Source organism: Ignavibacteriales bacterium, assembly GCA_016709765.1.
GTDB lineage: Bacteria > Bacteroidota > Ignavibacteria > Ignavibacteriales > Ignavibacteriaceae > IGN3.
The window spans coordinates 198,479-223,818 of record JADJMD010000014.1 but is presented as its reverse complement, the minus strand read 5'-3'; the positions used below and the strand labels follow the sequence as shown (position 1 = coordinate 223,818).

The window sequence follows — 25,340 nt, the reverse complement described above, 5'->3', positions numbered from 1 at the left end:
CTCGTTTGAAAATTAAATATACATACGGTCTTCTTATAATATTCTCGATGGTTCTATATTCCTGCAGTTCAAGTTCAAGTGACAACGTTCTTAATTTTTTATTTGATGGTGCATCATCACCTGATTCTTTAAAATCTTTAAATGAACAGGGTTTAAAAGCAGATTCATTATCAAAATCAACTCAAAACGACAATAGATCAATTACACCATTATTAGTATTGCATGAACCATATAAAGAAAAAATGTGTGAAAGCTGTCACGATATTAAAAACTCATTTAAAAAGACAATGAATTTACCTGAGCTGTGTTATCAATGCCATGAGGATTTTCAATCAAAATATAAAAAGCTACATTATCCTGTGGAAGCAGGTGAGTGCAGCTCATGTCATCATCCGCATCAGGCAAAACTTGATAGACTTTTGCTAAAGCCCGTGCGTGAACTCTGCGCTGAATGTCATGATCTTGATGAGCTTCTCGCAGGAGAGATACATAATGGGATTGGTGATATGGATTGCTCTGAATGCCATAACCCTCACGGATCGGATGAAAGTTCATTATTGAGATAGCAACTAAATAAAATGAATAAAGTTATTACATATTTGCTTTTATTTTTTATGTTCCTTGCTGAAGTAGGACTTTGCTCTGGTAAATTAAGGAAAAAAGAAAACGGATTTAGCTTTTGGAATATAAAATCCCTTTCCGGTCTCCTAACTCTTGAAGGTAATTATAGATCGGGCACATACTATTTACCTGATTATTTTACGGACGAACGAAAATCAACTTATCTGTCAGGCAGAATAGATCTGAACACATCAAGTTTTTTATGGCATCCAAATTTTTTTCAACTTGACGCTAATTTTTCATATAGTCCGGTTAAAAATCTAGATCTCTATGTTATTTCTCCTGATAACTCTGAAATAAATACTAATGAAAGAGTAGATCTAAGTGGTATTTTCTTTTCGGAAAGAATTGTATCGTTAAATCCTTATTTTAATTTTAATCACTCATTTAGTCGAAGAGAATACACGACAAATATTGAATCCTTTTATACTAATTATGGTGCAAGATTATCCAGCCCAAATTTAATTTTACCGTTCAACTTTAATGTTTCACAAAATAATTGGGATGAAAATGAGTTTCAGACAGGTAGAAATTTCAGCACTAATCAATTTTCAGTTAACACAGAATTCAATCGATCAATAAGTGACTTTAGCAATAACAGATTAAATATAGATTATTTTGATTATACGAGAAAGTATACTACAAATTCTACTATCCACAACAAGGCTATGAATTGGAGTTTGAACGATAATTTTACAATTGACCGTTCCAGTAATTTCAATTTTGCTTCCTTAATTTCTCTTACTAATCAGGTCGGCAGCCAGCCTATAAACAGGTTTTTGGTTAATGAAAACCTTCGATCAGATTTACCTTCAGGTTTTAGTGTTTATGGCCGTTATCAATATTATAAGATTATTCAGGAAATTATAGAGTCCAAGCAGCATGATGTTGAAGCGAGATTAGAACATCAACTATTTGCAAGTTTAAGATCACACATATCATATAATTACTTGACTGTTTCACAGACATATTATGATGAAAAAATTAATCGTGGTGAAGTAGGTTTCGATTATCAAAAAAATATTCCAACCGGAATGTTAAGATTAAATTACAGTTTCTCTCTCAGCCATCAGAACAGAGAAAATGTTTATGGAACCATTACTGTTCTTGATGAATCAAAATTACTTTCGGAAGGAACTGTAGCAACTCTTAATAATCCTTATGTTGACAGGAACAGTATTGCTGTCAAAAATTCGTTAGGTACAATTATTTACCAGGAAAATTTTGATTATATTTTAATTCAAAGAGGCATCTATACTGAGATACAAAGAGTACCCGGTGGTCAGATTTCCGACGGTGGAATTGTTTTAGTTTCGTATAGGGCAGATCAGCAGCCTGCACTTAGCTTCGATTCCAAAATTAATAGGTACGGCGCCAGTCTGACTATACTGGATAATTTTGTAGAATTTTATTTTAGCGGAAATAATCAAAACTATTCAAATGTCACAGAAATGAACTCAGATTATCTAAAAACTCTGAACCAAAAAATATACGGCATTAAATTCTCTTATGAATATCTTGATTTAGGTGCAGAATATGAAGACTATCAGAGCAACATTACTCCTTATACTTCCAGCAGATATTTCTTGAGAATATTCAGACAAACAAGCGATAATCTAATAGCCACAATCAACGGAAGTTACAGAATATATAATTTGATAGATGATAACTCGAGACAAAATTTTGCTGATGTTTCTTTAATGTTAGCTTATTTGTTAGGTTCAAATTCCAAATTATCTTTTGAGGGTAATTACATTTTTCAGGAAGGCAGGCAAATCGATCTTAATCTAAGTACGTTGAGGTTGGAATACACTACTGCTTTCAGAAAAATTGATATCACTGTAGGTTTTGAAAATTATAATCGTAAATTACTTACTGATGAAACCAGGTATTCAGGTGTGTATGCTAAAATCTGAAGAAGATTTTAAATATTTTACTCATTCATATCTTTAACTACTGGATTATAAGTTCTGTTACCAAAGCATAGCGGCTTAAATCAATCATTTATTAAAAAAAAAGTATTTTTTACTTCAACAAAATTTTCTTTCTTGCCTGAATAATTAAAATCAACTACAATATTTTAGATGAACCTCTCAATATGAATAGACCAGATATCTTTTGGTTGATAGAAAAGAAATTATTAGAAGAAAAATAACTATCAACATTTGATTTTTAATCAAATTTTAAGGAAACACTTAGAATGCTTTAAGAATGCATAAGTATGTTTAAATCAAAAATAAAGGAAAAATTATGTTTGACTTAACCCACATACACCCAATGATCGTTCATTTTCCAATAGCACTTTTAATAGTTGGATTTTTAGCTGATGCAATTGGATTAATATTTAAAAAGGATTTTTTTACCAAAGCGGGATTCTATTTATTAATTCTGGGCACACTTGGTGTAGTTGCTGCATATTTGTCCGGCAATTATGCAGGTGAAGGTGTAACGGAAGCTGGTGCCCTCAAACAGGCTCTTGAAACTCACGAAAGTGCAGCTACCTTAACACTCTGGGTAATGATTGGAGCTGCATTGGTTAGAATTGGTATGGTATTATTAAAAAAGTACATTGGTGTTTATCGATGGGTAGCTTTTATAATTTTCTTTTTAGGTGTACTATCAATTGCAAGAACAGGATTTTATGGCGGTGAACTGGTGTACAAACACGCTGCCGGTGTCCAATTTGATTTAGGTTTTGGTAATTTAGATTCATCAAATTCTGAGAATTCTGTTAATAATGAAGATTAGGATATTTTCTGATGCGATTACTTGTTATTGAGGATGAGAAAGGAATAGCAAACTTTTTAAGGGATGGTCTTACCGAAGAATATTTTGCTGTTGATTTAGCCTATGATGGGAAAAATGGTTTGCAAATGGCACTTTCCAATGATTATGATTTACTTTTAGTGGATTGGATGCTTCCCGGATTAAGTGGAATTGAAATCGTGAGGGAAATAAGAAAAAATAATCCTAATATACCCGTTATTTTTCTCACTGCCAGAGATACCGTTGACGATACAATATTTGGATTAGAAAGCGGAGCTAACGATTATATTAAAAAACCATTTCAGTTTTCTGAACTTCTTGCTCGTATTAAAGTTCAGCTAAGAACTAAAACTACTGAATCAGGTTATCTTGTCTTGGGACCAATCAAATTATCTTCAGACACACATCAGGTATTTAAAGATGATATTGAGGTTACCCTGACTCAGAAAGAATTTTCGTTGCTTGAATATCTTATGAGGAATAAAGGAAGGGTATGCACTAGATCTAGAATCATTGAACACGTTTGGGATATTCATTTTAATGCTGATACTTCTGTGATCGATGCTTATATAAATTTTATCAGAAAAAACTAGGTATTGGGCCAAAAGAATTCATATTTACATTAAGAGGTATAGGATATATCGCCAAGGATGAATAATTGAATCTCTCATTTCGAAATAGAATTTCAGCTTATTATCTTTTTGCTACAGCTATGATGATAGCTATTATTTTTATCGCCATTTATTTAATTGTCCAAAAAACTGTCTTTTCCCATCTAAAGGATGATCTGGATTCCGAATTAAAAGAATTAAACAGTACTATTATCATGTATAATGATAGTTCACTAGTGTTTGCTAATCCTCTTGAATGGGAAGAAGGAGAACACAGACAGATAGAAGTAAATCCAACATTTATACAAGTATCTGATAAATTTGGTAACACTATAAAGAAAACATCAAATTTATTAAGCGACAGTCTTATTCTAAATAAGAACATTCAATCTAAATTTTATAATAATACTCATCTTTCAAATTCTCCTGTATATCAGGTTCAATATCCAATCGTAAATAGTAAAAACAAAATTCTTGCTTACATCCTCGTTGCTATTCCATTGCAGGAATCAGAAATAGTTTTAGAAAATTTACAAAAAGCTCTTATAGTTTCATTCCCAATCATTCTGATCATATTGTTTTTTACAGCCAGATACATTGCTGGAAAATCTATTGCACCTATAAATAATGTAATTACAACTGCTAATAGAATAACCCGTGAAAATTTAAAGGAAAGAATTTCATTACCCGAAAATAAAGACGAGATATATTTACTAATCTCGACCATAAATGAATTATTAAACCGTCTTGAAGATAATCTATTGCGTGAAAAACAATTTACATCGGATGCTTCTCACGAATTAAGAACCCCCCTTTCGGTCATTAAAGGAACTCTGGAAGTGTTAATAAGAAAACCTCGCGAAGTTCATCAGTACGAAGAAAAGATAAACTATTGCATTAGAGAGACTGATAGGATAACAAAGCTTATAGATCAATTAATGTTTCTTGCACGATATGACTCAGGAAATGTACTGCCAAATAAAATTAAAATTGATTTAGAACCCATTATATCCGATACCATTAGCAGGCTAAACTCGCTGATCGTTGAAAAAATATTTCTTTAAATCTAAACCTTGATAAAGACCCGGTTGCAAATGTTGATCCTTCAATGCTGGAAATAGTTTTTGAAAATCTTATAACCAATTCTATTAAATATTCCGATAGCAATAAGGAAATTAATATCGAACTTAAAAGTAATTCTGATTTTCTTATTTGTTCTATTAAAGATCAGGGTTTTGGGATGACTGATGGACAGGTAAAAAAAATATTTGATAGATTCTACAGGAACGATAATTCCAGAAATTCTGAAGTTGGTGGTTTCGGTTTAGGTCTTTCAATTGTAAAAAAACTTTGTGAAGTACAGGACATTAAACTAAATGTTGAAAGCAAAGTTGGATCAGGCACTACTTTTTATCTTCAAATAAACAAATAGACTGTTAACTCCCCTTCATTAATTTTAAGCATATTTTAAGAATCCGTTAAGATTCATTTTAGTCTTCAATTGTAGTTTTGAATCAACAAATTAAATTATTTAAAACATAAAGGAGATAAAATGAAAGCAAAAATCTTTAGTACCCTAGTCATTCTTATTGTTGCCGCAATAAGTTATAACTTCACATTTACTGGTAAAGTTAATTCAAAGACAGTAGATAATCTTAAAGATGCAATAATTGGTGAAACTACTGCAAGTGCAAAGTATCTTGCTTATTCTAAAAAAGCAAAAGAAGAAGGTCTGACTAAAATTGCTGTTCTTTTTGAAGCAGCATCAAAATCAGAAGGGATCCACGCAAAAAACCACAGAGCAGTTCTTGAACAGCTTGGTATTACTATGGATAAAGTAAATCCTAAATTTGACGTTAAGTCTACTAAAGAAAATCTTCAAGATGCTATAAACGGAGAATCATATGAAGTTTCTACTATGTATCCTGATTTTATTAAAACTGCTAATGAAGGTAATGTCAATCTTGCAGTAATATCATTTAACTATGCATATCAAACTGAAAAGAAACATAATGAACTTTATAAAGATGCACTTGAAAAACTGAACAATAAAAAGAGGGCACGCTTGCATCTAATTATTATGTCTGCCCAACTTGCGGCAATACTTATGCAGGTCAGGCTCCAAACAGATGCGGAATTTCAATGACACCAAAGGACAGGTTTATCGCTATTAAGTAATTGCCTCCATAAAATACCCGCTTCTGGATTTTTCCAGTGGCGGGGTTTTTTTATTTAGAAAAATTGTTCTTCTAACTCAATTAAAAATAGGTAAATACTTTCTGTAATTTTACTTTGTTGCTTTTAGATTATTATTTAGTAAAACTGGAAATAATTAGATGCTTATCAATTCTCTGATTTATTTCCAATATCCTTTAGAAAGGATTTAAAGTAATGCACAAGCGATTCGATATAGTCGACAAATCCATTGTTCTAAGCAATAGTCAAGATAATACAATAGATTTTTATTTAAATCCGGATGATGCTGAAAAGCAAATCATATTAAAAAGTCTGGATTTTGATGAACATACATTATCCTCAGCACTTGATGCAGATGAAGTTTCGCGTATTGAGTTTATAGAAGATTTGAGTATTGAAAATAATCAATGTTATAAGCAGGCTGAAATTTATTCAACTGTCCTTGGTGGGTTAATGGATGCAAGAGGTAATCTGGTCAACAATAATATGAATATTCTTTTGAAACGATTAACAGTTATAAACGTAATATTTCTGCCCCTTAATCTTATTGCTAGTATTGGAGGAATGTCGGAGTTCAGTATGATGACTAGCGGAATGCCCTGGCATTTATCCTATTCCCTATTTGGTCTTGGTATGCTTGGAATCGGTTGGTTTACAGCTATTGTATTAAATAAATTAAGTAATGAAAAAAGTAATAAACTTTTTAAGAATAAGAAATAAATCTTTCTACTTTGATTAACTCAAGTAAATCTTTTTAAAAAACATTTTAGAAAAAATTTATGAATACAGATAGATCAGCTCAGATGTTTGCAATTAGGCTCTCATTTGCATTTGGACTTTTAATGTTAGCAATGAAATGGTATGCATATTACCTCACAGGCTCAACTGCAATTTTATCAGATGCTGCCGAATCTGTAATTCACGTAATAGGTGTTGGCTTTGCAGTATTTAGTTTGTGGTATAGTTTTCAACCTGCCGATGAAGAACATACTTATGGTCATCAAAAGATAGGCTATTTTTCAGCAGGTTTTGAAGGGGCCCTGATAATTTTAGCAGCAATTTTTATAATTTATATTTCTGTTAAGCGTTTAATTTTTGGTATTGAAATTTCAAATCTCGATCAGGGAACTTACTTTACATTTGCTGCATCGGTAATTAATCTTTTTCTTGGTGGCTTTATTGTATGGAAAGGAAAAAAAACAAATTCTATAATTCTTGTTGCAAACGGTAAACACGTGCTTACGGATTCCTGGACAAGCTTTGGAGTTGTTGGAGGTTTGTTACTTACCTGGATAACCGGCTGGCTTCCCCTTTGATCCTATAGTAGCTATAATTGCAGCGTTAAATATTTTATGGTCAGGCGGAAAATTAGTCAGACAATCCATCGGCGGGTTAATGGATGAAGGGAATAAAGAAACCGCAGATGCTATTAAAAAGGTTCTTGATCAAGAAACTATTTCAAAGGGATTAGAGTATCATCAGTTAAGGTACAGAGAAAGTGGAAATGTTTTATGGCTCGAATTTCATCTGCTATTTCCTAAAGGTACTCTTCTTGAAGATGCACATAACATAGCGACGGCACTAGAAACAACAATTAAAAAGAGCTTGAGCGCTCAGACCAATATTACGACACATTTAGAGCCAATTGATATGCATGATGAGATCCATAGTGAACCACATAACTAATTTTCTACAAATTACATTATGATAGTTTTTGGAAAAATGTTAAAAACATTTTTACTATTTAACCCAGCTTAAAAATCATTACAAAAGAGGACGTTACTATTAAGCATTGAATTTTAAATAAAAGAAGCAAAGCTTTAATTAAATATATTAATGTAATTATATTATCTATTCAAGATTTATTCTAAGTGACTAATATTGTTTATTAGTTCAAAAGAATATTTTCATTTTTAGTGTCTATTGAATTAAATAAAACAGATTATTCAGAAAGGATTGATTAAGTTATAAAATGAGTCGATAAGATAATGAAAATGGGTAAAAAATTGATTTACAGAATTGGTGACTAAAAAATGATATAAAATATATCTGTAACCCCTTATAATATAAGGACTTAGCGGAGAGTCAGGGACGCTCCGCTATTCCTAAAAAGCTTTGAAATTCGATCAAAAACGAATCTTTTTTAAGAATGTCTCCAAAAACTCTCCATCTTTTTTAAGAAATTTTCATTTTGTCCTTTAAAAAGTAAAACCCCGACCAACTTTCATTGATAGGGGAGTGATAAAAAGATTAAAGATAGTTTTTACTTCAACAAAATCATCTTTCTTGTTTGAACATAATCTCCAGCTCGCAATCTATAGAAATACACCCCGCTTGGAAGATTAGCTGCATTCCAGTTTAACTCATAAGTTCCAATAGGTTTTTCTTCATTAACAATAGTTTCTATTTCATTTCCTAAAACATCGAAGACTTTGATTTGAACTTGAGAAGATTTTGGAATTGAATATTTTATTATTGAATTACCGTTAAACGGGTTGGGGTAGTTCTGAAACAACCTGAACTCTTTAGGAAAAACATCATTGCTTCCAATTCCGGTGGATATAAAATGTGCACGAAAATCATCTAAGGATATTGCACCATCATCTTTTTAGTATCATCTGTTTCGACAAGATAAGTTCGGGTCCACTTAATCGGAAATGTAAGAATCGCATTTGGGTTAACCCAGCTAGGAACAGCGTCGCTCAGGTTCACTTCAATATATTTCCACATATTTATCCAATCAATACCAGGATCAGCGGATGTAAAATTGATTAAGAATATTTCGTTATCAAGATCTTTAAATTCACCGCGCAGCCAATGATTTTTGCCATCACCGTAAACCTGAATGCTCAGTTTTTCAGGCGTACCGGAAATCTGAATTTCTTTGTTCAAATATAAAGCGCTGGTTCCACCGGTGGTCAGGCTGTAATTAAGTTTTCCTGAAGATGGGGCAGAAATAAAATTTGTATTATCATAAACGAAACTGCATTGCGGCAAATTTACTTTTGTCCCGGTAAGAGTGTATCCGGAAAGATCAGAAAAATCATCTATAATTATTGTGGCAGATGTTCCTACAGTAAGAGATGCTGCGCCAATGATTGTATCAATCTTAGCAATTATCTCTCCACTGCCTGTATTTGTAGCAGTAAAATATCCGCTTGATGTTATACTGCCAAGATCGCCCACAACCGACCATTGAAAATCAGTCTGTTGAAGAAGGATAACATTATTATAATTGTCATACGCAGTTGCTGTCATTTGCTGTGACTGTCCGGATTGCAGAATTACTGGATTTGGTTCTAAAGTAATCTGCGAAATCTTGGTAAGATGCACCAATGCCGAATCATAAATATCACCAACAGAAGAGTAAATGTACCCCGATACTGTATCGAACGATGCTGTAAATACTCCGTTTTGAGTGATGTTGCCTATTGCTGGATCACAACTCCAGAAAAGACTACCAGAGGTAATGCTTACAGGATTAAAATACTGATCAAATCCAGAAGCAGTAAGATTAACATTAGAACCCCCAAGGGTATAAATCTCTTCTGGTTGAATTCTTATATGTGCTAGTGGCCCTGTTGGTGCAGTACTGATTAATAGAAGACTATTCGCAACAGATCTCTCGCCGCCAATATCAGAGGGGCTATTAACTACCGCTCCTCTTACAACCATAGTAGATGATCCTCCACCATCAAGATTCAAACCCTGATGTACTCCCCACAATTTCATATAATCACCTAGTTCTTTGTAAGACATTCCAACGCTTAGTCCAGGCTGTCTTCCGTCAACAACAAACATATAAAATTGGGTTGAATCTTCGTTGAATCCAACAGACGTGCGAGGATGACGGTCACCATTATCAGGATTTGCAGTTCCATCTTTTACGAGCCATGTATTTCCACCTATAAGTTGCTCAAGTTTTGGTAATGCAGGATTCAAGTTTAAGACAATTTTTATTGTATCATCTTTAAATAGATTGTTGACTAAAAATGCGCTTGATATTCCGTGACCGGAAAGTACAGCTTTGTTTGTCCCGATAGAGATATTGCCGACACCTGACACTACTGTATCAATAATACACCTGATTGTGTCGTTAACGAGCCAGTTATCTATTGGGATAACTCGAACTTCAGTTCCAAATTGATTGGTTGAAGTAGTTGTGCCCATGAAGGAATTGTAGATAATCAATTCGTCTGTATTACGAATTTTATTTACACCGGAAATAATTTTTATACTGTCGCTTGTTATTACAGAACCTGAAAAGCTCTGTAATCCAATCATTGGATTTTTATTAACATCTAAAGCAACGTTTAACCAATCACTTGTAACTTTCAGCAGTTCACCGTTTGCAATCTGTGTTCCTACCTGCTCACCAGTACTCGTATTATAAAAATCACCGTTGATTGCGGCCACAACTCTGTGTTCCTCATAATTGTTTCGAGCTGCCATTGAAGATGTCTTTTCAAAAGCAGTTAGTTTATCACCAGATTTGACTGATTGAAGTTTTAACCAAGAGTTTTGAATATCAATCTTTATAACATTAATATTCCAGGGACCTGAATCAATTACTTGATGATATTGAATCACGCCTGGTCCAACACGGACACTGTCTAGTGAACCGGCATAAATAAGTGCTGTAAAAAGAAAAATTGTAAGAAGAAAATCCTGATTTTCATAGTAACTCCACAATATTTAGAATAAAAAACAGAGAGGTATTAATAAAAATAATAAATTGATTTGTTTTATTAAGGGATATGAGAAAAAAGATAAAAATATTTCCCAGCAGGATATATAAACAACTAAATATTCTTATGATTAATGATTGGCGTAGTTAATTGGCAAGTGTAATTAATTATCAAGTATATTCAATTAACAACAAATCCTGATGTGGGAAACATCATAAAAAAGAAATAAAAATTAAGTTCAAAGCCATTCTTAAAGTCAGGTACCGGTTAATGTACTTGCCCTTGTCAATTATCAGATTAACTGCAAACTCATTCTCAGGTAAATCCGATTTCCTATATAGAATTGAGTTTGTATTTTTTTATCATAAATAAAACTGACTTATAGGAAAAAAACTCTTTAAACGACGCATCAAAAGCATCTCTAAAAGAGTTGCCAAATATTAATAATGACTGATACAAAATCGTTGAACATTTAATTATTTAATTTTAGTTTTAGTCTGTAATTATGTATAACACTTTAGTACAAATATTTTACTAAAGAGGGAACCAATCCAAAACTGGAAAAACTAAATAAAAAAAATAGGGAGTTTACGAGAAGTTTTATTTTGAAATTGATTCCTAATATGCACAGAGGTTAAAATGTGGTATTAGTATTCACTTTATCTTAATATGTTACAAAAAGAAAAAATAAATCTTTTATTAATATTATTTTTAAAAATTAGTGAAAAAATCTAAAATGATATTAGAATTAATTAAATCTGGAATGGCCAATAATCAAGTGAATACCATTCATTATAAGTATTAGTTATGCGTAATAATGAGGAAGAACTAAAATGAGTAGAACCATATTAGATATTTCCGAAATCAAAATACAATCCATAGAAAAATTATTCGAGAAATTCTCCTCGACTGAAAAAGGAATTTCAAATTCAGCAGCAACTAATCTTATCAAAGATTATGGATACAATGAAATTTCAGAAAAAAAAGTAAATCCTGTTGTTAAGTTTTTGAGTTACTTCTGGGGTCCAATTCCCTGGATGATTGAAGTTGCTGCAATTTTATCCGCAATTATAAATCACTGGGAAGACTTTTGGGTAATTTTTGCCTTGCTCTTCTTAAATGCAATAGTTGGGTTTTGGCAGGAATACAAGGCAGATGATGCGATAAGTTTATTAAAGAAAAAACTTGCACTTAACGCAAAAGTATTTCGTGATGGAAAGTGGAGCGAAATGTTAGCAAGAGAGCTTGTGCCCGGAGATGTTGTACGAGTTCGATTAGGTGATATTATTCCAGCAGATTTAAAACTCTTTTCCGGTGATTATCTTTCAATAGATGAATCTGCTTTAACAGGCGAATCACTTCCCGTCGAAAAACACAAATCAGATTTAGCCTATTCAGGTTCTGTAATCCGCCAGGGTGAAATGAACGGTTTAGTTGTAGCAACGGGTTTAAATACTTTCTTCGGCAAAACAGCGAAACTTGTTGCAGAAGCCAGGACAATCAGCCACTTTCAAAAAGCAGTAATTAAGATTGGTAACTACCTTATTGTTCTTGCTGCTTTTATGGTCGCTATTATTTTTATGGTATCATTCTACAGGCACGAGAGTTTTTTTGCGACACTTCAGTTTGCATTAGTTCTAACAATTGCCGCTATCCCTGTTGCGTTACCTGCAGTTTTATCTGTAACTATGGCTGTCGGTGCATCAGTACTAGCAAAAAAGAAAGCTATTGTAAGTAAGCTGGTTGCAATCGAAGAAATGGCCGGAATGGATATTCTATGTTCAGATAAAACAGGGACGATAACAAAAAACGAATTGACTCTTGCAGATGTCAAAGCATTCGAGGGTTTTACGTCTGATGATGTCCTAGTTTACGCATCGCTTGCTTCGCGGGAAGAAGATAAAGATCCGATTGATACCGCAATAATTGAAAAAGCTAAATCTATTAAAACGGTTTCAGAAAAACTAAGTTCTTATCAAGTCAAAGACTTTAAACCTTTTGATCCGGTTATAAAAAGAAGCGAAGTTACAATTACTGATAAGGATAATAAATCTTTTAAAATTACTAAAGGTGCTCCTCAAGTAATAACAGCATTAATGGAAGCTGCAGATAAAGAAAAAGCCACAGCCCTAATCAGTCAAAAGATTGATCAATTTGCTGCAAAAGGTTTTCGAACTCTTGGTACAGCGAGAACAAATGAGCAAGGTAAATGGCAATACGTTGGATTGATTCCACTTTTCGATCCGCCTAGAGAAGATTCTGCTGCAACAATTAAAACTGCGCAGGGGATGGGTGTTGATGTTAAGATGATAACAGGTGATCATACCGCTATCGCAAAACAAATTGCTCAAAAGGTTAATCTTAAGAATAATATACTGGAAGCTGCAGCATTTTTAGATAAGCCCGATAAAGAAGCAGGCGCAATTGTAGAAAAAGCCGAAGGCTTTGCTCAGGTTTTTCCGGAACACAAATATAGAATAGTTGAACTACTTCAGGAGAGAAAACATATTGTTGGCATGACTGGCGACGGAGTTAACGATTCTCCGGCTTTAAAAAAAGCTGATGTAGGAATTGCAGTAGCCGGTGCTACTGATGCCGCAAAATCAGCAGCAGATATCGTTCTTACATTGCCGGGGCTTTCAGTAATTATTGATGCGTTAAAAGAAAGTCGTAAAATTTTTCAACGAATGAATAGTTATGCTATATACAGAATTGCTGAAACTATCCGCGTACTCTTATTTATAACTCTTGCAATAATTGTATTTAATTTTTATCCTGTTACTGCAATAATGATAGTTTTGCTTGCCTTGTTTAATGATGCTCCTATTATGGCAATTGCATACGATAATGTGAAATATTCTCAGGAGCCAGAACGATGGGATATGAGAGTTGTCTTGAGTATGGCTACATTCTTAGGATTAATAGGTGTAATAAGTTCCTTTGGAATATTCTACATCGGGCAAGAAGTTCTTCATTTATCAAAAGAAGCAGTGCAGTCTTTTATATTTTTAAAATTAGCTGTTGCAGGTCACTTAACAATTTTTTTAACAAGAACTCGTGGCCCATTCTGGTCAATTAAGCCAAGCGCAGTTCTATTTTGGTCTGCAGTTATAACTAAATTACTTGCAACCTTTGTTGCAGTTTATGGCTGGTTTATCACGCCAATTTCTTGGAATTTAGCTTTACTGGTTTGGGGATACGCAATAACAGCATTTTTAATAACTGACTTTTTGAAAGTTAGAATTTATAAATTATTAGATCATAAGGATATAAAATTTTACAAATAGATATAATTAAGGGATAAAAAATGGAAAGCAAAAATAAGAAATATAAAGATTCTGAACTGCATGAATTGATTATTAAACTTGGTAGCGATAATGGAATCGAACGAGAAAAAGCAAGAAAAGCATTAGTTAAAATAGGTAGAGGATCTATAGACTTTTTAATGGAATTACTATCTCACCCTAAACACATTTATCGTTGGGAAGCAATAAAAACCCTTGAAGAAATCGGGGATCCTGTCTCTATACCTTTATTAATTCAAGCATTAGAGGATGATAAAGGCGATGTTCGCTGGATAGCAGCAAAAGGACTTATTAAATTAGGGTCACTTTCTATTAGGCCACTTCTTAAAATGCTTGAACAAGAATCTGATTCCGTTCTGCTTTTAGAAGGGGCACACCATGTCTTTTTTGATCTTAGAGAAAATAAAGAGCTTCCAAAAGGATTTCCAATTGATAAATTATTAGCATCACTCAGAACCCCAGATTGGGTAGATAGTGTTAAACCTTTGGCTTATGAAATATTGAATGGTCTTAAATCCTAAAGAAATGTTCTTTCATCAACAGATAACATAATCAGGCTTAATTGATAAGATATAAAAAACTTATATAAGTATTGTATTGGAATCAAAGAATAAAAAGATAGGGCTCTGGCAAGCTGTTGCGATGGCGGTGGGAACGATGATTGGAGCAAGTATATTCTCAATTTTTGGTGTAGGTGCAAAAATTGCAGGTCAAAATTTGCCTGAGGCTTTTATTCTTTCAGGAATATTTGCTTTGTTAGTCGCTTATTCTTATGCAAAACTTGGCGGCAAAATAATATCCAATGCAGGCCCAATAGCTTTTATACTTCAAGGAATTGGAGACAATATTGTTACCGGAGCATTAGCTATATTAATGTGGTTGAGTTATGTTGTTTCAATCTCTTTGTTCGCAAAAGGATTTGCAGGTTATTTCCTTCCCTTGCTAAGCATTAGTGTTTCGCATTTATCTCTGGGCATAACAGAAGTGTTATTAATAGCTTTTTTTACAGCTATTAATTCACTGGGGAGTAAGGCTGTGGGTAGATTAGAATTTTATATTGTACTAATAAAGCTTTCCATTTTAGGAGTGTTTATTTTGTTAGGATTTCTACAAATAAACCACGATTATATTGTTCCCTCTCTTAGTGCAGATGGTTTGAATGGCACACTCTCTGCAGCAGTTGTCTTTTTTCTCTCTTATATGGGTTTTGGACTTGTAACAAATGCATCGGAAAATATGACAAATCCAAAAAAGAACGTGCCTCTTGCAATTTTTATAAGCATTGCAGTTGTTATGTTTGTTTATGTTGCCGTTTCATTCGTTGCTATAGGAAATCTTTCAATTGCTGAACTTATAAAGGCACAGGATAATGCACTTGCAGTTGCTGCAAAACCTTTTCTCGGAAGTTTTGGATTTATACTAATTTCAATTGGAGCACTCTTTTCAATATCATCTGCTTTAAACGCTACACTTTATGGTGGAGCAAATATCGCCTATTCTCTTGCTAAGGATGGTGAACTACAATCTGGTTCAAATGTACAGAAGGTTTATACATCACCGCTGCATTGGGATTGTTCTTTGCACTCACCTTTGATATTGGTGCAATAGCGACAATAACAAGTGCAATTTTTACTATTATATATATTTTTGTTTTAATTTCTCATTATCGCCTTGCAGATAATTATGGTGGTAATAAAGGTTTTATCCTGCTAAATGTTATAATTCTCTTAATTGTTTTTTTAGTGCTAGTATATTATCAGTGGCAAACACAACGGAGTGCTTTTTATGGTACGATAATAACTTTATTGGCTGCGTTAATTTTAGAATATGTCTATCGCTACCTTAAAAAACGAAAATTTGTTGGATGAACTTTATTAATCTTTATAAAGATATTTCAATAAACCCATATTAAGTGACTCAACGCCGACCACCAAATTTTCAAGCGAATAGATTCAAGTAATTTAATAAACTTGCTGAGTCCCCTTGGGTCGTCTGATACCGTAACTACAAAAAAAATGTTTTTCTTGTTTATATATAATAGCACAATATCTGATCAACTTAGCTGTTGAATAGAATTTTTCGTAATTGGTAATCTATTTCTATAATCAAATAAATACAGATTACAGAGTGAGGATTGAATCAACTTTTCTGATTTTATTCTTAATGATAGGTTCGTAAAAGGTAAGAAAATGGATTAAAATTGCTTTTTAGAACGTGCGGTTGCAGAATAATAAAAATATGTCCGTAACTCCTTATAATATAAGGACTTAGCGGAGAGTCAGGGACTTGATTCAAATTAAAAATTGTTTAAAAATAAAGTAAAATTAAAGCATTTTCACACTAGTCTCCAAAATGTCTCCAATTATTTAAAAAAAAGTGAATTAAAACCCCTGCCAACTTTCATTGATAGGGCATCTCCATTTAACTTTTTAATAACTCTGGATATTCCCGGAATTTATTTTAGAATCCCGTCCTCTGGAAATCCTGATAGCTGTGAAGCTGCAACACCAAGTGCAATTATGCTCAATATTCCGGCTGTCAATAACGCTGTTGTGAGTATATTTAATTTTTCTATTTCAACACTTTCTATTTCATTATATTTTATTTCTGTGCACTTATCAACCAACTTGTAATAATTTTCCAACTGAACCCGTTCCTTTGTTTTAATACTAATTGAACTATCACTTGCCACCTAGTCCATTGGATTAAACTCACTCGATTTTCTGTATATCATTATTTCATTTTGATTGGTTTTTATAATTATATCGTTTGAACCTTTAAAGCTTTTTAACTGTTCAGAGGTAATTACGCGCATAGAATAACAACCATATAATTGTATTAAAACACAGGGTATCAAAATCGCAGAAATATATTTTTTCATTTTGCACCTCAATATTTCATATTTTATTACAATCCACTTGGTAGTAAACTATTTCTTTTAATAATGGTTTTAGTTTCAGAGTCTAAAGCATCATATCCTTCAGGGACTTGAATTGTCTTTCCAACCAAATATCCAGCTACACTACCTATGGTAGCTCCCAAAAAGGCTGTGCCTATCTCACTAAAATCCAATTCACCAGGTTTCGGTTCTGGCGCTAATGCACCTCCTATAAACCAACCACCGACTGCACCAATAATTGAAAATAAAAGACTGAATGTAGTACTGCTTCTATATATTTTCATCTTTTCAATTTTTGAATAATTTAATAATGAGATATAATCATCCTGCCTCTTATTATCATTTACTTTGGCAAATCCATCATCAATTAATTTAATCTGCTCATCATTGAATGAATAAACAGTTCCCTCATATTTCTCTTTGTTTTTAGTAATGAATTCCAATTCTTTAACTCTTCCCTCTTTAATATCTTTTAAAATAACCTCATTGATTTTATCTTTTAAAAATTGTGCAGAGCGTGTACTACCGATTAAACTGTCTTTTAATATGTTGTTTTCATAAAACTGAACATTGATGAATAATGAACTATCCGCATCTAAATAAAATGTCGCTTCGTTGAATGATGTCACTCCTGGGAATAAATTGAAATAAGACTCTTCAACACGATCAACCTTTTCACCAATGAATGGGCTTAAAACAAATGGTTTTAATTGTTCCTGAGAGAATAGAATATTTTCTGATGCGAAGAGTATTATTAAAAAAGTAACTAAAAGTGTTTTCATATTAGACCTCTTTGAAAATCTCAACAGAATTATAATTGATATATTAAATAGAGTTCTCATAAAATTGTAAAAAAATTAAAAGTTCAATAAGGTAATAGAGTCTTCTAATTCCCACCATAAGATTATCTTTGTTAAAAAAATAACTTTTATTCTTTACTTGATCATTTCGTTTGAAATTATTGCTGCCAATGCATACCTCCTGAGCCGCCAAATCCAGCCAATGCTATTAGAAATAATAAAGCAGAAATACTAACAAGTGTAATCCCTGTAAATAATAATGTGTCTCCCAAATTAAATTCCTCAACCTCCACATTACTTATTTCCCCATAACTGATATTTTGCGTTTCCACTTTAATTTACCATCCTTCAACCTGATTATAGTATTCTATAGCATGATATGTTTTCAAATTTATAGTCTCTGCTTCTTTATTTAGTAACCATTCATTTGAATAGTAAACCCCTGGATTTTTAAGCACTTTAGATTTATCAATATCCTGCACTAAATTATATTCTGATGAATCTTTCGTGGTTATTTTTAGTTCCTCCCGATTTTCCATTTCCTCCAATGTAATGTCTCTAAGCGAATAACAACCACACAGCTGCAACAAAAGGCAAGGTATTAATACTGCAGAAATATATCTTTTCATTTAGCACCTCTTAAATCGACTGGTTTTAATTTAATGTAATTTAAAGGCAGAGTTGTCATAAAATTGTAAAAAATGGATTACAATTGATTTGTAATTGGCAATAAAAAACCCCTACCAACTTTTATTGATAGGGGCTTGATAAAAAGGTTAAAGATAGTTTTACTTCAGCAATATCATCTTCTTAGTCTGCACAAAATCTCCTGCCTGAAACCTGTAGAAGTAAACTCCACTTGGTAGATTAGCTGCATTCCACGTTAATTCATGAACACCAACAGGTTTTTCTTCGTTAACTAATGTTTCAATTTCGGTTCCAAGCACATCGTAAACTTTTAGTGAAACTATACTTGGTTGTGTAATACTGTAACTTAATTTGGTTGATGGATTAAATGGATTGGGATAGTTTTGCGAGAGTGAATACTCAATTGGTAATATTTCTTTCTCACCGGCAATATCTGTAGTAAAAAGATTATAATAGCACTTGTGTATTGTAGAAGCATAATTTTTTAATTTGGTTATACTATTAATATTATTTATACCTCTTTTCATTAATATAGCTATTACAACTTCTTGTGTGTCGGCAGGCTCCATTGTGAATGGACCCGAACTTATCATACTCCTTCTATCTCCCGGAATAGGACCACCAGGCCAGCCGACGCCTTCGTACCACCCAGTGCCATTTACCGGGTCACCAGCTAATGGAAAAATTGTTTCATTACCTGTGTTTGGATCAAGATATGGATCACCATTCCATAGCTTTCCTTTCATATAATTATAGAATTGTAATGTTCCATCATATACACCCAAATCCGGATCGGAATAAAATGGATCCCCATTTATGTAAAACGAAAATGTAGTCATCGGTAAATTGTGATAACCTTTGCGCCATTCATTATTAAAGTATGCACTATCTTGTGACGTACCAGAAACCATAGGTCCCTGTAATAATAGATGCCCTACAGCCGGAGGATTTGAACCATAAAACCCCACATCATCATTATCTCCGTTGTAAGTGTAACCCAGATTAAGGATTGTATCACAACCTGAATAATCATCACTGGCATCACCAAGATCATCATCCATCCAATAAACAAGGTACATACTATCTATTGTGTTGCTGCTTTTATTTATAATTCGATATTTTTTGAAAACAGCATCTGCTAGAACATTTGCCTGATCGAAAGCATAAATTGTGGTCTGAAACTCTAAACCCATAGGGGTACTGCCGTAAGTAAATGTTGTACGAGAAGGGTCCTTATCATTTGAAACATACCATAATGTTTCGTGACCTACATATTCTGGTATGTCAACGCCTGGTGTATAAACCCGGTTGCCATCAACATCTATGTATGGTGCACCATCTTCCATAGGCCATTCATTATAATCTAATTCATACTGATCTCGACTGGGGCCAGGGGGAAGATTTTCCCATCCGTATAGTATTTTGTAGACTCTGTATTTACTTAGCGTCGGGTCATCGGCAATTCCATTTTGTAATATTTTACCTGCTTGTAAACCATATCTGTATGTACTGCCATTTACATTAGTTTGACCATTGAATATCCCACCCCAAACTAAGCCATCAGCAAAAACTGAAGTTATCGAACCTTGGTTGCCACCGGGCCAATAAAACCCGCTTCCATCGGTCGTTGGGTTATGCGAGCCCATACCATTATTGCCTAACCACATCTTTACTTCATTTACAGAAATATAATTGTTATTGTCATTAGTCAGAATTCCATCTGCGCCAGTATTGATTTGACCAAGGAGAGACATCCCACATATAAAAACAAACAAAAAGCACACAACGATAGATTTCATAACACCTCCTAATAATTAAGATAGCTGATTATTTAATTAACAACATCTTTTTTGTCTCATCAAAACCTTGTCCCGAGGTTGTCGAAGGAGAAGCCGCCCTCAATTGATAGAAATAAACTCCGCTTGGAAGATTAGCTGCATTCCAGTTTAACTCATAAGTGCCAACTGATTTTTCTCTGGTTAACACATATCCTTTAATCTTAAAAGGTCTTAAAAAATTGATTATTACTAATCATTAATGCAGGTAGTCCAACTATAATTACGGTCCATATGATTGTGCTTAGTGCATCGAAGCTATCAAATCTAAGTGATTTGATGTCTCCGAGATAAATACTACCTGTAAAGTCTTAATAATCTTTTTTCTTAAGCTTATTATTTACAAATCTTCCATTGCCATAAATGGAATCTTCTTTGACTAAGTAATAGCCCTCATTAAATTTATAGGTGTGTTGATTTTTTGTTATAACCAGTAAATCTACATAGTTGTCTGCCTTAATGAACTCATCTTTTGTTATCTCCTGGTATGAATAGCATCCAAAGAATTGCAATAAAAAACAAGGGATTAAAATTGCTGAAATATATCTTTTCATTTTACACCTCTCTAATAATCTTACTATTAATTTCAGGTTTTATTTAATTAAACTAAAATTTTTATTTATTGTCATTTCTAAAAGGCCCGCTGTTATTGACCAGGATTAACAAACCACCAACCACAACAAAAGCAAGTAATATCGCTATCCCAGCATTTCCTACATTATAACCATCTATATACACACTTTTAATTTCTGAGGAGGGTATTTTTAATGTATCAAGAACAACATTCCGATTATTATGATCTTTCGGAATTGAAGTTTCGGACAAGATGATAAGGGTATCCTGAGTAACTTCCCACATAACATAATTATTTTTTACCGAATCAGCTGTAAGCTTGAATGCTTTATTTTTATTTGTTAGAACTATTGGATTTTTAACGTTTTGCATAGAAAAAAATTCCTTATAAGTTATTTCTTTCTGTGAATAACACCCAAATAGTTGCATCAAAAAGCAAGGGATTAAAATTGCTGAAATATATTTTTTCATTTTACAGTCCCTTTAAATATCTGAAGGTAACATAATCACTACAATAATCGGAGTTGTCATAAAAATGTCAAAAAATATTTTACACTGACAAGTAATAAAAATCCCCGCCAACTTTCATTGATAGGGATTTTATAAATAATTGGATAGAGTTTTACTTCAACAAAATCATCTTCCTTGTCTGAACAAAATCTCCTGCTTGTAATCTATAGAAATAAATTCCGCTTGGAAGATTAGCTGCATTCCAGTTTAACTCATAAGTGCCAACTGATTTTTCTTCATTAACAAGAGTTGCTAATTCTTCTCCAATTGTATTAAATATTTTTAGCGTTACTTGAGAAAATTTTGGAATTGAATATTTTATAACTGATGAACTATTAAACGGATTTGGATAATTTTGATCCAGTACAAAACAAATTGAACTTTGATTGTGGTCATCTATGACCGCAGGTCCGGAATCTAAAGAAATATCATCGATATAAAACAACGTGCCTGCAGTGGGACTTTCATTAAAACTGCTGATGAAGCTAAAATGTATTGTATCTGGGTTTGCACTTGAGGAATATGATATGGGAACCTCTGCCACCGTGTAAGTGGGCGTATTGGAAGATATGTATAGGCTTCCTGTCCCGACGATCGTTGAATAAGCCCCGTTCCACTTTGAAAGGGTCACTTCAGCCATAGCGGAGTCATTACCTGCGCGTTCAAATTTGTACCAGAAATTCATTTTTGTTGGTCGGCTACTTAAAGGCCATCCTAAAAAATAGTTGGTTGTTCCTATGGTCCGGAAACTGCCATAGCTTAATAAGCCGGCGAAATTAGTTGTCGCTAATCCTGCTATAGTCCTTAGTAATGCAGCGAATTGTCCGGTATGCGCATCGTTGGTTCTTTCTGTTGTTGCAGTTCCAAGAAATAATACTTGGTCAAATGTGTAAAACGAATCCGGCACCTGATATCCTTGAAAAGTTTGCCAATTTTCAAAACTGGCATTACTTATCTGTTGGCAGAAAGCAGTTTGGATTGCTGAAGCAAGTAACAAGAGAAGCAAAAGATAACTTTTCATTTTCATTCTCCGTTAAATTATTATTTGCAATATAACCTAATCTAAATTTTGACTTGTCATAAAATTGTCAAAAGTGACTTTAGTGCTCGCAAGCAATAAAAACTCATTTAAAAACAGGAATTACTGGGAGCGAATGGTAGTTCTGTCAGGATGCAATCCCTGATATATCTGGGCAAGTCGGGACAATGTAGAAAATATGTGATATATTATTAATTATTTAAAGAGAAACACTAGCCGTCACTACCGCATAAGCAATTAACGCTCCAAATAAAGTCAAACCTATTACTCCAGCTACTATTAAAACGGTTCTATTCTCTGGACCATTATATTCACTAACACTGATTTTGCTAATTACATCATTTGAGAGTACTACTTTATCGACTTTTATCTTATTTCCATTTCCATCTTTTTGATCACTTAATTCGATACTGTTTTTTGACAGAATTAGACTATCATCTATCCAATAAAAATCAGAACAATATATTGTGGTTGAATCTTTTTCAATCTTATCAATAGTAACATTCTTTTTTATAATAAATTCTCTTCCATCATTTGTAGTAATCATTATTGGATCATACGAATAATTTGGTCGTAATTCTTCTTTACTCAAATATTTATTTGAATAACAACCAAACAATTGCAATAACAAGCAAGGAATTAAAATTGCTGAAAGATATCTTTTCATTTTACAGTCCTTAAGAATTTCTACTTATAAGATAATAAACGGTGAAAAAGGAGTTGTCATAAAATTGTCAAAATTTATTTGGTATTTAGTAAAAATAAACCCCTGCCAACTAACATTGATAGGGGCTTACTTTAATTATTCTACCTTTACTTCAACAAAATCATTTTTCTTGTTTGAACAAAACTTTCAGCTTGCAATCTGTAGAAATATACACCGCTTGGAAGATTAGCTGCATTCCAGTTTAACTCATAAGTACCGATAGGTTTTTCTTCATCGACCAAAATTTCTATCTCCGACCCTAAAACGTTAAATATCTTTAACGATACTTGAGATGATTTTGGAATTGAATATTTTATCGCGCAATTACTATTAAACGGATTCGGATAGTTCTGTGATAAGGAATATTCCTTGAGTACTAGTTCTTCATCTTCATCAACGCTTGTAATTATTTTAGACAGAATCCAGTCGTCTTTGTCTAAAAGTACATCATTTGGTTCTTCTGCGACAGTGAATTGAAATGTGTTCTGTTGCTGATTTACATTAACAATGAATGTAGTATCACTCGTTGCTGTTCGAACTGTAATATCAACGGGCATTTGAAATATTGGCCCACTTTGATTGATGGTAACATCGACATCATAATTGTTCTCAGCATTCTTGCTCGATGTATATGAATATGTATAGGTCGGATATCCAGACTCATAAATCCATTGGTGAAAAAATTCACTAAGATCAACACCAGAAACTTGTTCTGCAATATTTTGAAAATCTTCTGTTGTTACTAATCTATTTTCATACGCTGGTTCTGTTGCATAAGATTCTAAAACATTAAAAATGTGGTATCACCCAATATATGCCGCAACATATGAAGCACCCACGATCCTTTTAGATATATTAAATCTACATCATAATTTTGGGTCGCTGGATCTTCCCAATAAATTGAGCCACTACCAAAATATTTTTGTTGCTGCATAAAATTATCATAGTAAGCTTCACCATATTTATATTCTCCCCATAATGCTGCACTATAATCGGCGAAACCTTCCGATAGCCAATCATGCCGAACATCATTATTATTTCTATACCACCACCACTGGTGAGATAACTCGTGCGAGACAAAGATTTCCATTTGAGAGTGACCATAGTAAAAAACAGCCATAGACTGAGCTGCCATCGATAAATTATAAAAATTCCATAACGCACAGCCATATTTTTCATTTATATATGGATAGAGTCCAAATGAATCAGAAAAGAATTTTAACATCTCTTTAGCTTTTGAAAAATAAGGAGAAATACTGGGATACCGGTCTTCGAAATAATAGAATTTGATTTGCATCGAATCTGAATCAGAGTATTTAAACCAATCTGAATATTCTAGATAGGGATAAATAAAAAGAGATACCGCCATAGGCAATATCGCATACCTCTCTTGCCATTGATAGATTTTATTTTGTCCGGAGTCAATCACATTAACTAACTTACCGTTTGATAAGACGATAAGATTTGCCGGTACACTAATGTTGATATCCATTGAATCAGCTTTATCATAAGGATAACCTTCAAATGGAAAAACAGGGAAATCTTTGCAGGGCCACCAATATCGGGCTGAAGTAACAGTGCTATAAATCATGGGCTTTGAATTATAGCTGCCAAAAACAAAGGGCGTTCCAATAAATCCGCCTGTAGATGCTGGTGTACCTGAATAATTTATTTTTATCTCAAATATCTCTTCTGAATAGTATGTCTGAGATAAGTCGATGGTAATTAAGTTTTGTGAATGAGTATAAGTAAGGAGGGAAGAATTTTGAGTTATTGAATCCACATTCATATTATTCATCAGATCTAGATCAATTAGTGTCAAACTATCGGATACTACCTCGGCACGGACCAAAACGCTCCCAGTAATAATATGAGTTGTGGGATTGATGTCTAGATCAATAGAATAGTATTTGACATCATAACCTTCTTTGTTCGCTGTTAGAAAAACTGGTTCAACCAAAGATTGCTTTATCAAAGCTTCTTTTTGTTTAGCAGCAGTTTCGCGATATCCTTTTATATCCTTAAACTCTTCAGATAATAATTCCCCTTGAGCGTAAATATTTAAAACAGGCAAGAAGGAAATTGCGATAATAGAAATAATTTTTTTCATTGCAAGTCTCCATAAAAATAATTAAAACAAAAG

26 protein-coding genes and 2 pseudogenes are annotated in these 25,340 nt (G+C 33.1%); 13 read left to right on the top strand and 15 right to left on the bottom strand.

The window, feature by feature from the left end:
* Positions 1-5 precede the first annotated feature (5 nt).
* From IPJ23_16615 to IPJ23_16570, 10 genes and pseudogenes are all read left to right on the top strand, one after another.
* Positions 6-566 (top strand): hypothetical protein, encoded by a 561-nt coding sequence (locus tag IPJ23_16615; GenBank protein MBK7632291.1) that lies wholly within the window; start codon positions 6-8, stop codon positions 564-566.
* A gap of 12 nt (positions 567-578) precedes the next feature.
* Positions 579-2,537, top strand: coding sequence for a hypothetical protein (locus IPJ23_16610; GenBank protein ID MBK7632290.1), 1,959 nt, complete (start codon positions 579-581; stop codon positions 2,535-2,537).
* A gap of 334 nt (positions 2,538-2,871) precedes the next feature.
* On the top strand, positions 2,872-3,369 hold the full coding sequence (locus IPJ23_16605) for a hypothetical protein (protein ID MBK7632289.1): 498 nt from the start codon (positions 2,872-2,874) through the stop codon (positions 3,367-3,369).
* An 11-nt stretch (positions 3,370-3,380) separates the two neighbouring features.
* Positions 3,381-4,045: pseudogene (locus IPJ23_16600) on the top strand (response regulator transcription factor).
* Positions 4,046-5,062: a HAMP domain-containing protein gene (locus IPJ23_16595; protein MBK7632288.1), complete on the top strand. Its 1,017-nt coding sequence runs from the start codon at positions 4,046-4,048 to the stop codon at positions 5,060-5,062.
* A gap of 44 nt (positions 5,063-5,106) precedes the next feature.
* Positions 5,107-5,430, top strand: a complete 324-nt coding sequence (locus IPJ23_16590; GenBank protein ID MBK7632287.1) for a sensor histidine kinase — start codon at positions 5,107-5,109, stop codon at positions 5,428-5,430.
* A 120-nt stretch (positions 5,431-5,550) separates the two neighbouring features.
* Complete coding sequence (locus IPJ23_16585; protein MBK7632286.1) at positions 5,551-6,144, top strand: hypothetical protein; 594 nt, start codon at positions 5,551-5,553, stop codon at positions 6,142-6,144.
* A 245-nt stretch (positions 6,145-6,389) separates the two neighbouring features.
* Positions 6,390-6,914 carry a hypothetical protein gene (locus tag IPJ23_16580; protein MBK7632285.1) on the top strand — a complete coding sequence of 175 codons (525 nt, stop codon included), beginning with the start codon at positions 6,390-6,392 and terminating at the stop codon, positions 6,912-6,914.
* Positions 6,915-6,973: 59 nt separating this feature from the next.
* Positions 6,974-7,510: a cation diffusion facilitator family transporter gene (locus IPJ23_16575; GenBank protein ID MBK7632284.1), complete on the top strand. Its 537-nt coding sequence runs from the start codon at positions 6,974-6,976 to the stop codon at positions 7,508-7,510.
* A gap of 79 nt (positions 7,511-7,589) precedes the next feature.
* Positions 7,590-7,880: a hypothetical protein gene (locus IPJ23_16570; protein ID MBK7632283.1), complete on the top strand. Its 291-nt coding sequence runs from the start codon at positions 7,590-7,592 to the stop codon at positions 7,878-7,880.
* Positions 7,881-8,457: 577 nt separating this feature from the next.
* On the opposite strand, the gene IPJ23_16565 is transcribed toward IPJ23_16570, so the two are convergent.
* A complete protein-coding gene (locus IPJ23_16565; protein MBK7632282.1) occupies positions 8,458-8,787 on the bottom strand; it encodes a T9SS type A sorting domain-containing protein in 330 nt (109 codons plus the stop codon).
* Positions 8,778-10,886: a phosphodiester glycosidase family protein gene (locus IPJ23_16560; protein ID MBK7632281.1), complete on the bottom strand. Its 2,109-nt coding sequence runs from the start codon at positions 10,884-10,886 to the stop codon at positions 8,778-8,780. Before IPJ23_16560 ends, IPJ23_16565 begins: the two co-directional genes overlap by 10 nt.
* Positions 10,887-11,715: 829 nt before the next feature.
* On the opposite strand from IPJ23_16560, the gene IPJ23_16555 reads away from it, so the two are divergent.
* From IPJ23_16555 to IPJ23_16545, 3 genes and pseudogenes are all read left to right on the top strand, one after another.
* A complete protein-coding gene (locus tag IPJ23_16555; GenBank protein ID MBK7632280.1) occupies positions 11,716-14,169 on the top strand; it encodes a plasma-membrane proton-efflux P-type ATPase in 2,454 nt (817 codons plus the stop codon).
* Positions 14,170-14,189: 20 nt separating this feature from the next.
* Positions 14,190-14,708, top strand: coding sequence for a HEAT repeat domain-containing protein (locus IPJ23_16550; protein MBK7632279.1), 519 nt, complete (start codon positions 14,190-14,192; stop codon positions 14,706-14,708).
* 76 nt (positions 14,709-14,784) lie between these two features.
* Positions 14,785-16,055: pseudogene (locus IPJ23_16545) on the top strand (amino acid permease).
* A gap of 587 nt (positions 16,056-16,642) precedes the next feature.
* On the opposite strand, the gene IPJ23_16540 reads toward IPJ23_16545, so the two are convergent.
* From IPJ23_16540 to IPJ23_16480, 13 genes are all read right to left on the bottom strand, one after another.
* Complete coding sequence (locus IPJ23_16540) at positions 16,643-16,831, bottom strand: hypothetical protein (protein MBK7632278.1); 189 nt, start codon at positions 16,829-16,831, stop codon at positions 16,643-16,645.
* Between the two features lie 48 nt (positions 16,832-16,879).
* The gene (locus IPJ23_16535) at positions 16,880-17,068 is read right to left on the bottom strand and encodes a hypothetical protein (protein MBK7632277.1); all 189 of its coding nucleotides are present in this window, start codon (positions 17,066-17,068) and stop codon (positions 16,880-16,882) included.
* A gap of 26 nt (positions 17,069-17,094) precedes the next feature.
* Positions 17,095-17,868 (bottom strand): hypothetical protein, encoded by a 774-nt coding sequence (locus IPJ23_16530; protein ID MBK7632276.1) that lies wholly within the window; start codon positions 17,866-17,868, stop codon positions 17,095-17,097.
* A gap of 176 nt (positions 17,869-18,044) precedes the next feature.
* On the bottom strand, positions 18,045-18,218 hold the full coding sequence (locus tag IPJ23_16525) for a hypothetical protein (protein MBK7632275.1): 174 nt from the start codon (positions 18,216-18,218) through the stop codon (positions 18,045-18,047).
* Between the two features lie 6 nt (positions 18,219-18,224).
* Positions 18,225-18,515, bottom strand: coding sequence for a hypothetical protein (locus IPJ23_16520; protein MBK7632274.1), 291 nt, complete (start codon positions 18,513-18,515; stop codon positions 18,225-18,227).
* 159 nt (positions 18,516-18,674) lie between these two features.
* On the bottom strand, positions 18,675-19,280 hold the full coding sequence (locus IPJ23_16515) for a T9SS type A sorting domain-containing protein (protein ID MBK7632273.1): 606 nt from the start codon (positions 19,278-19,280) through the stop codon (positions 18,675-18,677).
* 1,081 nt (positions 19,281-20,361) lie between these two features.
* Positions 20,362-20,520 carry a hypothetical protein gene (locus tag IPJ23_16510; GenBank protein ID MBK7632272.1) on the bottom strand — a complete coding sequence of 53 codons (159 nt, stop codon included), beginning with the start codon at positions 20,518-20,520 and terminating at the stop codon, positions 20,362-20,364.
* A gap of 160 nt (positions 20,521-20,680) precedes the next feature.
* Positions 20,681-20,923: a hypothetical protein gene (locus IPJ23_16505; GenBank protein ID MBK7632271.1), complete on the bottom strand. Its 243-nt coding sequence runs from the start codon at positions 20,921-20,923 to the stop codon at positions 20,681-20,683.
* A 61-nt stretch (positions 20,924-20,984) separates the two neighbouring features.
* Positions 20,985-21,314 (bottom strand): hypothetical protein, encoded by a 330-nt coding sequence (locus tag IPJ23_16500; protein MBK7632270.1) that lies wholly within the window; start codon positions 21,312-21,314, stop codon positions 20,985-20,987.
* A 250-nt stretch (positions 21,315-21,564) separates the two neighbouring features.
* Positions 21,565-22,473, bottom strand: a complete 909-nt coding sequence (locus IPJ23_16495) for a T9SS type A sorting domain-containing protein (protein ID MBK7632269.1) — start codon at positions 22,471-22,473, stop codon at positions 21,565-21,567.
* Positions 22,474-22,690: 217 nt separating this feature from the next.
* Positions 22,691-23,158 (bottom strand): hypothetical protein, encoded by a 468-nt coding sequence (locus tag IPJ23_16490; protein ID MBK7632268.1) that lies wholly within the window; start codon positions 23,156-23,158, stop codon positions 22,691-22,693.
* 146 nt (positions 23,159-23,304) lie between these two features.
* Positions 23,305-23,754 (bottom strand): T9SS type A sorting domain-containing protein, encoded by a 450-nt coding sequence (locus IPJ23_16485; GenBank protein ID MBK7632267.1) that lies wholly within the window; start codon positions 23,752-23,754, stop codon positions 23,305-23,307.
* 224 nt (positions 23,755-23,978) lie between these two features.
* Complete coding sequence (locus IPJ23_16480; protein ID MBK7632266.1) at positions 23,979-25,307, bottom strand: hypothetical protein; 1,329 nt, start codon at positions 25,305-25,307, stop codon at positions 23,979-23,981.
* Positions 25,308-25,340 lie beyond the last annotated feature (33 nt).

Bases quoted from the DNA above. Each gene is read 5' to 3' on its own strand.
- IPJ23_16610 (MBK7632290.1), top strand. From the start codon at position 579: ATGAATAAAGTTATTACATATTTGCTTTTATTTTTTATGTTCCTTGCT.
- IPJ23_16605 (MBK7632289.1), top strand. From the start codon at position 2,872: ATGTTTGACTTAACCCACATACACCCAATGATCGTTCATTTTCCAATA.
- IPJ23_16590 (MBK7632287.1), top strand. From the start codon at position 5,107: ATGCTGGAAATAGTTTTTGAAAATCTTATAACCAATTCTATTAAATAT.
- IPJ23_16585 (MBK7632286.1), top strand. From the start codon at position 5,551: ATGAAAGCAAAAATCTTTAGTACCCTAGTCATTCTTATTGTTGCCGCA.
- IPJ23_16580 (MBK7632285.1), top strand. From the start codon at position 6,390: ATGCACAAGCGATTCGATATAGTCGACAAATCCATTGTTCTAAGCAAT.
- IPJ23_16575 (MBK7632284.1), top strand. From the start codon at position 6,974: ATGAATACAGATAGATCAGCTCAGATGTTTGCAATTAGGCTCTCATTT.
- IPJ23_16570 (MBK7632283.1), top strand. From the start codon at position 7,590: ATGGATGAAGGGAATAAAGAAACCGCAGATGCTATTAAAAAGGTTCTT.
- IPJ23_16555 (MBK7632280.1), top strand. From the start codon at position 11,716: ATGAGTAGAACCATATTAGATATTTCCGAAATCAAAATACAATCCATA.
- IPJ23_16550 (MBK7632279.1), top strand. From the start codon at position 14,190: ATGGAAAGCAAAAATAAGAAATATAAAGATTCTGAACTGCATGAATTG.
- IPJ23_16535 (MBK7632277.1), bottom strand. From the start codon at position 17,068: ATGAAAAAATATATTTCTGCGATTTTGATACCCTGTGTTTTAATACAA.
- IPJ23_16530 (MBK7632276.1), bottom strand. From the start codon at position 17,868: ATGAAAACACTTTTAGTTACTTTTTTAATAATACTCTTCGCATCAGAA.
- IPJ23_16520 (MBK7632274.1), bottom strand. From the start codon at position 18,515: ATGAAAAGATATATTTCTGCAGTATTAATACCTTGCCTTTTGTTGCAG.
- IPJ23_16515 (MBK7632273.1), bottom strand. From the start codon at position 19,280: ATGAAAGGAAAGCTATGGAATGGTGATCCATATCTTGATCCAAACACA.
- IPJ23_16505 (MBK7632271.1), bottom strand. From the start codon at position 20,923: ATGAAAAGATATATTTCAGCAATTTTAATCCCTTGTTTTTTATTGCAA.
- IPJ23_16500 (MBK7632270.1), bottom strand. From the start codon at position 21,314: ATGCAAAACGTTAAAAATCCAATAGTTCTAACAAATAAAAATAAAGCA.
- IPJ23_16495 (MBK7632269.1), bottom strand. From the start codon at position 22,473: ATGAAAAGTTATCTTTTGCTTCTCTTGTTACTTGCTTCAGCAATCCAA.
- IPJ23_16490 (MBK7632268.1), bottom strand. From the start codon at position 23,158: ATGAAAAGATATCTTTCAGCAATTTTAATTCCTTGCTTGTTATTGCAA.
- IPJ23_16485 (MBK7632267.1), bottom strand. From the start codon at position 23,754: ATGCCCGTTGATATTACAGTTCGAACAGCAACGAGTGATACTACATTC.
- IPJ23_16480 (MBK7632266.1), bottom strand. From the start codon at position 25,307: ATGAAAAAAATTATTTCTATTATCGCAATTTCCTTCTTGCCTGTTTTA.